The organism is Frankia sp. AiPa1 (genome assembly GCF_023243075.1).
In the GTDB taxonomy this organism is placed as follows: Bacteria; Actinomycetota; Actinomycetes; order Frankiales; family Frankiaceae; genus Frankia.
On sequence record NZ_JALKFZ020000137.1, the window covers coordinates 18,735 to 30,935 of the forward strand.

At 69.6% G+C, this 12,201-nt stretch carries 9 protein-coding genes, 1 tRNA gene and 1 pseudogene; 6 read left to right on the top strand and 5 right to left on the bottom strand.

Translation table 11 applies throughout. The features are described 5' to 3' along the window. The first annotated feature begins 223 nt into the window (after positions 1-223). On the top strand, positions 224-1,642 hold the full coding sequence (locus tag MXD95_RS14185) for a C40 family peptidase (protein WP_250641084.1): 1,419 nt from the start codon (positions 224-226) through the stop codon (positions 1,640-1,642). Between the two features lie 421 nt (positions 1,643-2,063). Then, a complete protein-coding gene (locus MXD95_RS14190) occupies positions 2,064-2,525 on the top strand; it encodes an anthrone oxygenase family protein (protein ID WP_250641085.1) in 462 nt (153 codons plus the stop codon). Between the two features lie 353 nt (positions 2,526-2,878). Here MXD95_RS14190 and MXD95_RS14195 read toward each other — a convergent pair whose 3' ends face one another. The 5 genes from MXD95_RS14195 to MXD95_RS14215 all read right to left on the bottom strand — a co-directional run bounded on the left by MXD95_RS14195 (position 2,879) and on the right by MXD95_RS14215 (position 9,002). Then, positions 2,879-4,048: a hypothetical protein gene (locus tag MXD95_RS14195; RefSeq protein ID WP_250641086.1), complete on the bottom strand. Its 1,170-nt coding sequence runs from the start codon at positions 4,046-4,048 to the stop codon at positions 2,879-2,881. A gap of 779 nt (positions 4,049-4,827) precedes the next feature. Further along, a tRNA-Ala gene (locus tag MXD95_RS14200) sits at positions 4,828-4,900 on the bottom strand. A 354-nt stretch (positions 4,901-5,254) separates the two neighbouring features. Beyond that, positions 5,255-6,211, bottom strand: a complete 957-nt coding sequence (locus tag MXD95_RS14205) for a DUF559 domain-containing protein (protein WP_250641087.1) — start codon at positions 6,209-6,211, stop codon at positions 5,255-5,257. Between the two features lie 357 nt (positions 6,212-6,568). After that, complete coding sequence (locus MXD95_RS14210; protein ID WP_250641088.1) at positions 6,569-7,636, bottom strand: ParA family protein; 1,068 nt, start codon at positions 7,634-7,636, stop codon at positions 6,569-6,571. A 319-nt stretch (positions 7,637-7,955) separates the two neighbouring features. Next, the gene (locus MXD95_RS14215) at positions 7,956-9,002 is read right to left on the bottom strand and encodes a C40 family peptidase (RefSeq protein ID WP_250641089.1); all 1,047 of its coding nucleotides are present in this window, start codon (positions 9,000-9,002) and stop codon (positions 7,956-7,958) included. Positions 9,003-9,187: 185 nt separating this feature from the next. Here MXD95_RS14215 and MXD95_RS14220 point away from each other — a divergent pair, with 185 nt between their 5' ends. From MXD95_RS14220 to MXD95_RS14235, 4 genes and pseudogenes are all read left to right on the top strand, one after another. Beyond that, positions 9,188-10,039 carry a hypothetical protein gene (locus MXD95_RS14220; RefSeq protein WP_250641090.1) on the top strand — a complete coding sequence of 284 codons (852 nt, stop codon included), beginning with the start codon at positions 9,188-9,190 and terminating at the stop codon, positions 10,037-10,039. Continuing rightward, positions 10,036-10,374 (top strand): hypothetical protein, encoded by a 339-nt coding sequence (locus MXD95_RS14225; RefSeq protein ID WP_250641091.1) that lies wholly within the window; start codon positions 10,036-10,038, stop codon positions 10,372-10,374. Before MXD95_RS14220 ends, MXD95_RS14225 begins: the two co-directional genes overlap by 4 nt. A gap of 62 nt (positions 10,375-10,436) precedes the next feature. Continuing rightward, complete coding sequence (locus MXD95_RS14230; RefSeq protein WP_250641092.1) at positions 10,437-11,180, top strand: DUF8175 domain-containg protein; 744 nt, start codon at positions 10,437-10,439, stop codon at positions 11,178-11,180. Continuing rightward, positions 11,173-12,201 (top strand): annotated as a pseudogene (locus MXD95_RS14235) (hypothetical protein); the annotation flags it as partial. The gene MXD95_RS14230 and the pseudogene MXD95_RS14235, both read left to right, overlap by 8 nt.

Here is a 12,201-nt window from a genome sequence, read left to right on the forward strand (position 1 = left end):
CCCGGCGTGGCCTTTGATCGCGTAACTGGCTACGGGGGGTAGCCGTGGGTGGACCCACGCGGACGGACCGGTTGATCCAGTCTGGTCGCTGGCAGCCGATACGCCTGCGGCACCCGCTGGCGTGACCGCGCCGGACGGCGCCGAACCGGCCCACGCCGGAACGGCCGGCACCGGACCGGGCCGACGCCGGGCTCCGACTCGCCCGCCAGGAGTGACCGCTTTGATGGGAACGTCCCGGATCCTCATCCGTGACCACGCCAGACGCTCAGGCGCCTCCGCGCTGTCCCTGCTCCTCCTGGCCGCCGGGCTGGTGGCCACCTCCGCCCGCCCGGCGTCCGCCCGCCCGGCGTCCAGCGCCACGGTCGCCGGATGTCTGCGCGGACCGATCGTCGCCACGGCGGCGCTGCCGGGCGGGAAGGGTTACTGGCTCGTCGGCTCCGACGGCGGAGTCTTCTCCTACGGCGACGCGCCGTTCTTCGGCTCGGCGGCACATCGGCGCCTCGACAAGCCGATCGTCGCCCTGGTGCCGACCGTCGGCGGCCGGGGCTACTGGCTGGTCGCCGCGGACGGCGACGTCCACGCCTTCGGAAACGCACCCGCGCCGACCCACAATCCACTGCCCTCGACGACGATCACGTCGCCGGTGGTCGGCGCCGCGCGTGCGGGCGACACCAACGGGCTGTGGCTCACCACCGCCGACGGCGAGGTGTACGCGCTGGGCGGCGCCGTTTTCCAGGGCTCGGCCACAGACCTGCGGCTGGACGAGCCGGTCGTCAGCATCGTCAGCAATCCGGCCGGCAACGGCTACTGGCTGGTCGCGGCGGACGGCAGCGTCTTCGGCTACGGAAACACGCCTGCCCCGGCCGGAAACACCCTGCCGTCGACGCGCCTGCGTGCGACGATCGTCGGGGCGACCCGGATCGGCACCACCAACGGACTGTGGCTCACCACCGCCGACGGCGAGGTGTACGCGCTGCCGTCCGCGAACGCACCCTCCTACGGATCGAGGTCGGGCAGGCGGCTTGCCATGCCGGTCTCCGGCATCGCCTCGACACCAGCGGGCGACGGGTACTGGCTGACCGCGGGCGACGGCGCCGTCTTCGCTTTCGGCAGCGCCGGTTTCCTCGGCAACGCGGTGAGCACCACGACGAACTGCGATCCCGTGGCTCCCCCCACGGAGAGCAAGATCGTCCAGGTTGCGACGGACATCATGAACGGCAAGGCGGTCTCCGGCTGGGACGGCGAGACCATCCCCTACGCCTGGGCCGGCGGGCACGGCACCGACCCCGGCCCGACGGCGGGTAGCTGCTACGGCTACACCGGCCCCTCACCCTGCCGGGCGAACCAGACGGTCGGCCTCGACTGCTCGGGCTTCGTCCGCTGGGTCTACGCCCTGGCCGTCGGCCGGGACGCGCTCGGCGGCGGAAGCAGCAACGACCAGATTCGCCGGCTGGCCAAGGTATCCCGCCCCCAGCCCGGAGACCTGGCGTTCTTCGGGACCGGCGGCGTGTACCCGACCACCCACCACGTCGGCGTCTACATCGGCGACGCCAAGATGATCAACGCGCCGATGACCGGGGCCGACATCAGGACCGACCCCCTGCTCTCCGATCTCGTCGGCTACTACCGCCTACCCGGATGAGCGACCCCCCCGCCTCCCGCCTCCCCGCCTCCTCCAAGACGTCAGGCATCCCGCCGTCGCAGAAGAGCACAGCCGGCCAGCAGCGCGCAGGCCGCCCAGAGCGCCAGGACACCGAGACCCGCCAGGGGCCGAGGGCGCGGTGGCCGGACGTCGACTGCACCACCAGTCCGGCACTCGCCGGTTCGATCCGCGCCAGGCGCCCGGGCAGCCCGGTCGACGAAGCTGCCTACGCGATGAAGCTGCCAGCGAAGCCTCCCGTCCGCGCGCAGCACGGTTATCCCCCGCCGGCACAGCAGCTGTCGGGCAGCGCCGGCCATCCGGCACTCTTGGCACGAAAAGGACAACAGCTCGCAGCGATCCGCCCAACGCAGTACGACTGCATCCACTCAGCCGCATCTGGTGAATGGAGAGCCGAAGAATCATGGTCTCAGCACTTGTCGCAGTCTCCCTCGTTCTGACCGGTCTCGTCGCGGGGACGATGACCATCGGTCTGGTCGCCGTGCGACCCGCGATGCATTCCCTGCCCGCGACCACATACGTGCTCGTCAAGCAGGCATTCGATGTCAGCTATCCGAAGTTCATGAAGCCGCTGCAGATCGCGAGCCTGCTCTCGACGGTCGCTCTGACGGTGGCCGCCGCAGTGTCCCGCCCCGCTGCCTGCGCGAGCCTGGCCGCAGTCGCCGCGGCGTGCGTCTTCACCAACATCATCGTCACCGTCCGCGGCGACCTCCCGATCAACAACGCGATGGCCGTCTGGACCCCGGACGCCCCGCCGAGCGACTGGCAGTCCCACCGTGCCCGCTGGGACTTCTTCAACTCCATCCGCACCGCCGCCGCCATCACCGCCCTGGTCCTGCTCGCCCTGGCCGCAACCACGTCCTGACGCCTTCCCCACCACCCGTCCGCAGCCACCACTCGACCACAGACACCACCCGACTGCGGCCACCACCCGACCGCAGTCGCCACCCCTCGGCGACCGCCATCCGTACACATTCGGCTACGGGACGCGCTGGATGTGGACGTACGGACCCGGGCCCATGGACCCGAACCCCGCCACAGACCCGACGGCGAAACACCGATCGGGCCCCGCGCTTGCGGCCTATCTCATTTTCGCCACCACCCGCGCCGATGTGAACGGCCTGGTCCACCGATTGCCTGGACGCCCGCAAGGCGTCCTTCGCGCTCATGGACCAGGCCGTGCCCGCACAGGCAGGTCTTGACAGCTAAGCGGCGCCGTCAGATCTCGCGGTCCACCGTGCCGTCCGAAAACACGTTGATGCCGAACGACTGGTCGAGGGCGGGAATCCCCAGCGCGGCGGCACCAGTGATTTTGGCCTGCTCGTGCCGGTAGACCGTCGTCGTTGCGCCGCCAAGCTCGTGGTACACCTCGACCGACGGAAACGACGAGGTGTGGCCGATCACGGACAGCCCGCCCTGCGGGTTGGTCGAGAAAGTGATCTCGGCGCGGATCCGGGGGAATCCGTGTACAGTTTCGCGACTGTTCTCTATGTTCACGTGGAAAGTCGTTGATGTCATCGGGTTCGCCGGATTGGACGAGGCCACCTGTGAGCGGGAGAAAGAGATACTGACCCGATCGGCAGTAAGCGGGACCGGGTTGGTGCACGCTGTCCAGCCTGAATTGCAGGATGGATTCACGATGATATAGGCCTTGCCGGTGGTGAAGTCGACCTCGAGGTAGACACGGTTCTGGGCGGCGCTCATCTGTGGGTCGAACCCGCGATCATCACCGGCTCCCGTGATGCCCAGGACTCCGTACGACTTCTGCATGATGAAGAAGCCCACTCGGTAGCGGCCGAGCGCCGGGTTGACCAGAATATCGGACCGCGAGATCTGCTGAGCCGTCGCCCCAGGAGTCGCCACGCTCGTGCCCGTGACGCGCGGTGTTGCGACGCATTGGTTCGTGGCCAGACAGTCGCCGCCCGATGCCGATGCCGGAGCCGGAGCCGGAGCCGGAGGCTTGGGGGCGAGAGCGGAACCGTGCGCGAAGGCGCTCCAGATCGCCTTGTGCCCGGGTGCGTATATAACCAGATTTCCGTCATCCTGAAGCTCGAGATCAGAACCGGGATGACCGCCGGTGTTCGTGCTCCAGATCGCGTGGTTTCCGGGCGCGATAACCACGAGGTTGCCGTCGGCCTGCATGCGGAGAATCGAATTTCGGGTGGCTGTTCCGGTGGCCCAGACCGGCCGGTTCCCTGGTGCTCGCTGCACGGCGTTGCCGTCCACCTGCATGGAGAGCGAGTATCCGCCGCTGGGTGAGCCGACCTGCTGGCCCGGATTCAGCTGCGAGCCGCCGTCGATGTGCGTCGCTGCGGCGCTCGCGGGAATCTCGCCGATAAAGGCGAGACCGCCGCTTCCCAGTAGCGTCAGCGTGAGTAGATAAAGCAACCGCTCCCGTAGCCGGCAATGTCGACGTGGTCGCTGGGGCATGGGCGGGACCTCTCATCGCTGGACGCGACCCCCCGTCGCGTCTCCGGCAGAAATCGTCCCGGCTGGGGTGATATCCGTCAAGCAAAAATTGTCTCGCCTTTACCGGCAGCCGAACCGAAGATCACGCCACATGCTGTTCTCCGTCGCGGCAAACACCAAATGCCAAATGCCGACGCCGGCCCGCCCATCCATCGTTCCGGAACGGCCGGCAAGGGCCCCGCAGAGCAAACCCTGCCCCCCGCCCCCAGCCGAATCCCTCGAAACCAGCGAGCTCGACGGGCACCACACCGGGGGGCCCGAGCCCCCCGGTCAGCATCGCGGCTGCCGGGAAGGCGCCCGAAGGGCGACGACCAGCGGAATCCAGCGCGTGGAGACGAGGGAACTCGAACCCCAATCCCTGCCTTGCAAAGGCGGTCTGGCTCGTCCATCAGCATCCGTGGGCGTCCGCTGTGTCGACGTCAGGGCTTGATCGATTCCATGGTCATCCGTGTTCGTCCTCGCGGGTCCGCCGGCTTGGCTACACGAATCCCGATCGGTCGTGGGCGGGGTAACGCACCGTGCGCGACCACGCTCGGTCCTGACCCATGGGGCGTGACCCGTTGACTACACAGCTGGCCACATAGCGATCCTAAAGAGCCGCCACGCCATATTCGGGGGCTCGGGGGGTCGTCCCCCTGGCCAGCATCGCGGCTGCCGGGAAGGCGCCCAAAGGGCGAAGACCAGCGGAATCCAGCGCGTGGAGACGAGGGGACTTGAACCCCTAACCCCTGCCTTGCAAAGGCAGTGCTCTGCCAATTGAGCTACGCCCCCTCAGCCGCACCGCCCGAGCCGCTGCCGTCCCGCCAGAGGCAGACCGGCGACCACACCAAGCGGAGCGCCATCTCAGACTACGGCATGGGCGGCGGGTCCGGATGGGGGGCTGTCAGCCTCCGGGCGGTCCCGCCGCACTCCTGCCGCCTGGTCACCTCGCGTAGCTGACGCGTTCGGTGCGTGTCGATCGGGTCGTCGTTTCCAACTGATGGGGAGAGGCCGCGACCGCACGCTTGGAGAGGCCGAGGCGCGGACTCAGGTCGGTAGCCCGGTGCTGGGGTTGTTGAGCAGGGCGCGGGTCCGGACCCTGCCAGGTGATGGGGGTGCCGTCCGGGAACGCCGGGATCGGGGCTGTCAACGTGAGCGATCGCGTCCCTCCCTGAGGGAGAGGGCGTCGGCGAGTGCTGCGCGGACGATCGCTACCGCCCGTTGCGCGGCGAGTGTTCCTGGGACCGTGTCGTGCCAGGTGAAACGGAGGACCTCCCACCCGCGCCGGACGAGTTCGTTCTGTCGACGCCGGTCGTAGAGCAGGGCGCGCGGCTGACTGTGGGGGCCGATGCCGTCGGCCTCGATGGCCAGGCGAGCCGCGGGCCAGGCGAAGTCGAGCCGGGCGATCCGACGACCGGTCACCGGGTCGTCTACGGGCCACTGGGTCGCGTCGGGTCGCAGACCGTTGTCGATGAGCAGTAGGCGTAGCCGGGTCTCGAGCGGCGACTCGGCCCTTCCGTCGATCATCAGCCACCAGGACAGGGCGCGAGTGACGCCTCGGCCGCCGCGGCACGCGAGGCGGCGGCCGAGATCGGCGAGTCCGGCGGCGGTGAGCCGGCGACTGTTAAGCATCGCGTCGACAACGGTGATGAAGAGGTCTCGCTCGGGTAGCAGGGCCAGATCTTCGAGCGTGCGGGCTACGGAACTTGTCCGCAGGCCGCTGAGGTTCACGATCTCCGAGGAGGCGAGTTCCAGTGGATGCCGGCGGTAGCCGCCGCGCAGTCGGCTACCGCCGGCGGGCACCGCAAGGTCTATCGGCTCGTTGGGCTCGCGGGGCGGGAGCCCGGGCAGGCCGTGGAGCCGGGCGGCGGTCAGCCGCACGATCGTCCCGCCGACGACGAGCAGCGCGGCACGGGCGCGGGCACGCAGTTCGTCCCTAACTGGCGGGATGACCATTGCCCCACGGATCGGCGACCGCCAGCCGTCTCGTCGCCGCTGCTGGATGGCGTCGTCGGACAGGCCGAGCGCCCGAGCCTGGGCACGGGTGACCACGTCGTCCTGAGCGCGGCCGAGGGCGACAAGCCGGTCATGGGGGTGAAGCATGAACCGAGTCTGCGTCGCGCTGGCCGCCCCGCGCCCCAACACCGCCTACCTGTGGACGACTCCTCCGCCTGTGGACACCCACGCCACCTCCGCCCGCCGCCACCACCACCACCAGGCCGCCGCGCCGCCGCGCCGCCGCCGCACGCCGCCGCGCCGCCGCCGCACGCCGCCGCGGACACCGCTCAGCGGTGCCGCACCAGCAAGATGTTCCTTCTACAGGGTTGAGAAGGTGGTTATGTCCCGTTTTCTCACTGTAGAAGCGACATCCAGCTCCACCCACCCAGACGCGGCGGCGAGGCGGGGCCGCGGGGCGCCAGCGGCGGCGGGGGCGGGGCGGGGCGGGGCGGGGCGGGGGGGTTAGAGGCGGCGCAGGGTGGGGTCGATGTAGGCGAGGCGTTCGCGGACCTTGAGGGCGAGGTCGCGGAAGTCGGAGTAGCAGCGGCGGACGGCGGTCTGGGTGCCGCCGAGGGCGCCGTCGCCGGCCCGCAGCTCGAACATGGGCTTACGGGCGTCGTGGGCGAGCGGCACCAGGTTCGCGTAGTTGCGCATCGTGGCGATCTCGAAGGATCGGTCGAACGAGTCGGGGTTGTTCGACGCCAGCACGGCGGTCTGGAAGATCTCGGGGATGCGGTCGAGCCAGCGGTCGTGGGACTTCGCCGGGCGGTCGGCGCGGGACGGGGGCTGCATGACGATGTAGCCGATCGGCATCATCAGGCCGCGCGGCGCGGCGATCCGATCGGGGACCTTCGGCAGCACGGTGCCCTGCCAGGTCGAACGCCAGTCACGCAAGGTAGGTCCGAGGTTGCGCAGGCCGCGCAGGGAGAAGAGGTCGGCGGCGATCGGCATGAGCACGGTGTCGGCGGACAGCAGCGACGCCCGGTTGATCGCGCCGAGGTTCGGGCCGACGTCGATCAGCACGATGTCGGCGCCGACGGCACGGGCACCGTTCTCGATGGCACGGTGCAGCGCGGTGGTCGTGCGCACCGCGGCGATGTCCTTGCCGAGGAAACTGTTCGGCCAGGCGGCGGACAGCCGGTCCTCGAACACGCTGAGTTCGACGTCCCCGGGCAGCAGCCACAGGCCGTCCTCGATCGTCACCGGAGTGATCAGGTCGACGTCGCCGACACCTTCCATGATCGGGGCGATGGCGGTGGCCATCGTGCCGGTGTGGCGGTTGGTGCGGGGGGTGCGCGCGTCGAGGTCGAACGGCTTCGGTGCCGACGACGAGGTGGCGGTGTCGTCCGACTCGCCCCACAGGATGGTCAGCTCGTCCTCGTCGAGGAACTGCGCGGTCAGGTTGGCCTGCGGGTCGAGGTCGACGGCGAGCACCCGGTGGCCCATCCGCTGCAGCATGTGCGCGAGATGGTAGGCCAGCGTGGTCTTGCCGACGCCGCCCTTGTTGTTGAACAACGCCATCGTGATCATGTAGGGATCCGATCGCGCCAGCCCCGAGGTGCCGCCCCTCTGTGATCTGCGCTGTTGCCCGTGTTGTCCGACACGCCGGGCATTCTCTCGCCTGTCCCGTTCCATCCGCTCGCCGGGAGCACGCACGGTGGCCCGTCCGGCTCGGCGGAGTGGCTCGCCGGGTTCGGCAGACTGGGCCGTCCAGCTCGGCGAAGTAGCTCGCGGGGAGCACGCCCGGTGGCCGACCAGCTCAGCGGAGTGGCCCGCCGACCCTCAGCGGAGTGGCCCGCCGAGGGTCGGCGGGGCGCATATCCGGGAGCTGTCGCAGGCGGCAGCGAGGTCACCGTGTCAGAGCGGCGGGCCGGGTGACGCCGGTGACCTTCTCGAAATGGTCGAGAGTGACGATCTTGACGACGTCACCGGTCTTCGGAGCGTGCAGCACCTGGCGGTTGCCGAGGTAGATGCCGACGTGACCGGGGTTGTCCGGGGTGCCGTCGGAGCCTGCGGCGAACAGCAGGTCGCCGGGCTGCCAGGCCGCGACATCGGTGACGGCAAGGATCGGTCCGGAGCGTCCGGCCTGGTCATAGGTGGTGCGGGGCAGCGTGATGCCGGCGGCGGCGTAGGCGGCCTGGACGAGGGATGAGCAGTCCCAGGTGTCGGGGCCGGTCGCGCCGAGCCGATAGGGCTTGCCGAGCTGCTGCCGGGCGAAGGCGATGGCCGTGCGGACAGCCGGGGTCCGTGCGCCGGCGCCGGACGGGCTGGTGGCGGCGGCGAGCGCGGCGGTCATCGCGGGCTCGCCGGCGATGATCCGCACGACATAGGTCTGGGTCTCGGCGTAGGGCGGAACGCCGCCCGCCTTGAGGACAGCGCCTGGGCCGGCGTTGTAGGCGGCGAGCATCAGCCGGACGGGGTCGCCGGTGACGCGGGCGACGGCGGCGGCAAGAGCACAGTCGTAGCGGGCCGCCGCCGGGATGGCGTCGGCCGGGTCGAGCGGGTCGGCCCGTCCGTCGTTGTTTCCGTCGACGCCATGGGCGGTCCAGGTCGCGGGCATGAACTGCGCGACGCCGAGCGCGCCGACCGGGGAGCGGGCATCGGCGCGGAAGCCGGACTCCTGGCTGAGCTGCGCGGCGAGCAGCCCCGGGGTAAGCGCCGCGCAGGTGCGACCCGCACTGAGGATCAGCCCGACGTCCTCGGCGGGAATTCCGGCCACCGAACCGGTCACCGCGGGTGTGTCGGAGTCGTCCGTGTCCGATCCGAACGCGCCGACGCCGGTGAGCCCGCCGAGCACGGCGGCGGCCACGAGGGCCACGGCCAGTACGGCGATCAGCCCGACGACCACCACCTGGCCCGAGCCGACACCGGACCCGGCCGGCGACTGCGCGGCCACGCCCACCTCATCCCGGCCGGGGCCCGATCATGCTCGGGCAATAAGTACCTAAATGATCGTTATGCAATCAATCACCTTGATTGAACGTGTTCGCGACGCTACCGTAGCGAACCGGCTCGCTGCAATCAGCATTAATCTCTTCTCTCTGGGTCACATCGGCCCAGTTCCAAGGGGGTACGCCAGGGATGGCCACGCCGACAGGCGAGTGGGTTCCGTACGGCGGCGACCTCGGTGCGCTGCCGCGAGAGCCGCACGACCGGTACGACCGGTACGGCGCGTACGCCCCCGTGGCACAGGCACAGGGCGACGGGCTCGTCCCCTCGACTCCCCCGCCCGAGCCGCCGGACGTGGCGAGCACCCCGATCAGCGATCTGGTCATCGTCGTCGCCGCAGGTGGTGGGGTCGGCCGCTCGACGACGGCGGACCTGCTCGCCCGCCGGTTGTGCGCCACCGGGCCACTGGTGCTCATCGACGACGCGCCGGGGCTGTTCAGCCTGCGCCGCACCCTGGTCCGGGGGCCGGACGGGCTGGCCCTTCTGCCGGGCTACGGCGGCGAATACCACGTGCTCGCCCCGAACGGCCCCCTTGCCCGGGTGGACACGGCGAGCGTCGTGGCGAACGCCGACCCCGGCTGGACCACTCTGGTCGTCGACTCCTACGACTCGGTGCTCATCCTGCTGCACGCCGAGCACTGGTTCCGGCTGCTGACCGAGCCCGGGGTCCGCGTCCTGCTCGTCACCCCCTCGGCCACCGGACCCCTGCAGCAGGCGATCACCGCGGCCCGGGCGCTGCGCCAGGCCGGAGTGGCTCCCGAGGACCTGGTGGCCGCCGTCGTCGACATCAGCGAAGGCCGGCTACCCCGGCCCGTACGCGCCCGGATGGTCATGCTCGACGGCGAGGTCGGCGCGATCACCCGGGTTCCCCATCTGCCGTCGGTGCGCGCCATGGGAAGGCTGGAGGCCGGCCACGGTGGCCGAGACGCCGAACGCGCCGCGGATGCCCTCGTCCGACGCCTCGCTCTGGAGTACGCGGCATGATCCAGAAACTCGCAGCCCACGCGACCCTGTTCCTCGCTGCCGGCGAGCCCACCCAACGCGACCCGCTCAAGCCGGTCAACCCCACCACCGACGGGCTTCCCGACCAGGCCGGCTCGGCCCTGAACAAGATCCTTGCCTGGTCGATGTACGGGGCGGTGACCGCCTGCGGAATCGCCGCGCTCATCTCCGCGGGATTCGCCGGCTGGGCCCGGATGACCGCCCGCCCCCAGCACTTCGACCGCGGCCTGACCGCGTTCGGCTGGGCCGTCGGCTGCGGCTTCCTCGTGGGAATCGCGATCCCGCTCGTCAACACCTTCTACAACCTCGCGATCTGACCCACGCGATCTGACCCACGCGATCCGGCCCGGCAGCCCCAGCGGAGCGGGAACCTTCGACCATGTCCCTGACCCAGCAGATGACCCCCTACGGCCGCCCCCCGGGACGCCGGGGGCGCACGCTGCTGTTCGCCGCCCTCGCGGCCGTCGTCCTGATCGCCGCCACCGTCGGCATCACCCTCACCGTCGCCGACGATGACCACGGGCACAGCAGCGCCTCGACACCGCCACCCTCCGCACCCACCCGCTTCGGCATCCCCTCACCGCAACCCGCCCGCCCAGCCACCACCTCCCCGAACGATCCGATGCTCCTGCCCCACCCCACCCGCACCGCCGCCAACGGCGTCCCCCTCGGATTCCCCCACACCCCAGAAGGCGCCGCCTCCGCCGCCGTCCGCTGGGCACCGTTGATCCTCCCCTCAGGAGAGAATCACCAGATCGACGTATTCAAAACAATCGACACAAAGAAAGCATTCAGTCGGGACTCGGCCATAATACACGAGGATTATCGCACCAATTCACCCGCCGTGGATGAATGGTACACAGCGACACCCGTGGCTCTACGTATCCTGTCGAAGAAAGATGCCAACAAGGTAACTGTAGCCGTGCTGACAACCCTACAGGGAGGCACCTCCGCTGGGACCACAAATGCAGTCCCATGGGGAAGAGAGTTCTATCTTGCCTGGCAGGATAATGATTGGCATTTGGATGACCTCGAGGATCTTCCTGGCTCCCTGAAAATCTCCTCCAGCATCGATCCGAGCAAGTATCTGGCAGCCGGCTGGGAGGCGTTTCAGCTTGCCTGACATTCCGTCATTTTCCGACCTTCGCCATGCGGTTACCGATCCGTTTACCAATGCGGCGAAGGACGGTGTCGCGGCTGCTATTGGCGGGGTGTGGGGGGTCATCGTCGGGCAGTTCTCCCAAGCGGCGACGGGCCTGATCGACAAGCTGATGCAAGAGTGGCCGGGCATCGCCCGGGTGAACTACGACGAGGGTGGCGTGCACGACATCTATGCGATCTGCACGGCGTTGGGCGCGCTTGCCGCCGTGATACTGCTTCTGGTGTCGATCGTGCGAACGCAGCTGTCGGCGGACGGCGGCCATGTGTCGGCCGCGCTGGCGGGGCTGGCGAAGGCGACGGTGGCGATCGCGGTCACCGAGACGGTGGTGCAGACCGGCGCGAACGCGTCGGCGGATATCTGCGACTGGATTGTTTTCAAGACCAGCAAGGACCAGGAATCATTCACCGATAAGGTGAAACTGGTGGCGGCGAACCAGTCGACTCCGGCGCTGACGCTAGTCTTCTCGCTGGCGGCCATCATGACGGTGATGGTGTTGTGGGCGGAGATCCTCATGGTGAAGCTGGCGATCGCGGTACTCGTCGCGACCTCGCCGATTGGCGCGTCGGGACTGCTGTCGGAGCAGACGTCGATCTGGTGGCAGCGTCAGGCGATGGCGACGTTCCGACTGCTACTCGTCCCCCCGTCGATCACCTTGTGTTTCGCGTTAGGATTCAGTGAAGTAAACCAAGCCGACAGCATCGACTCGACGATCGTGGGATTGATGACGCTGGCGGCGGCGGTGTTGTGCTGGCCGGCGCTCGCTCGATTCTTCGCGATCGACGTGGACGGACAGGTGTCCGGCGGGCTGGGGCTGCTGCTCGGGGCGGCGGGGAACCTGGGCTCGCGGGCCTCGAACATGGGCGGCGGCTCGTCCGGGGGCGGCGATGATCCGCTCGATCCGATGATGCTGCAGAAGCTGGGCGGAGCCGGCGGCGCTGGCGCGGGCGGTGCGGCGGGGGGCGCGGCCGGCGCGGCGGCGGGT

Coding starts and splice junctions, on each gene's coding strand:
- MXD95_RS14185 (WP_250641084.1), top strand. CDS start 224: ATGGGAACGTCCCGGATCCTCATCCGTGACCACGCCAGACGCTCAGGC.
- MXD95_RS14190 (WP_250641085.1), top strand. CDS start 2,064: ATGGTCTCAGCACTTGTCGCAGTCTCCCTCGTTCTGACCGGTCTCGTC.
- MXD95_RS14205 (WP_250641087.1), bottom strand. CDS start 6,211: ATGCTTCACCCCCATGACCGGCTTGTCGCCCTCGGCCGCGCTCAGGAC.
- MXD95_RS14210 (WP_250641088.1), bottom strand. CDS start 7,636: ATGATCACGATGGCGTTGTTCAACAACAAGGGCGGCGTCGGCAAGACC.
- MXD95_RS14220 (WP_250641090.1), top strand. CDS start 9,188: ATGGCCACGCCGACAGGCGAGTGGGTTCCGTACGGCGGCGACCTCGGT.
- MXD95_RS14225 (WP_250641091.1), top strand. CDS start 10,036: ATGATCCAGAAACTCGCAGCCCACGCGACCCTGTTCCTCGCTGCCGGC.
- MXD95_RS14230 (WP_250641092.1), top strand. CDS start 10,437: ATGTCCCTGACCCAGCAGATGACCCCCTACGGCCGCCCCCCGGGACGC.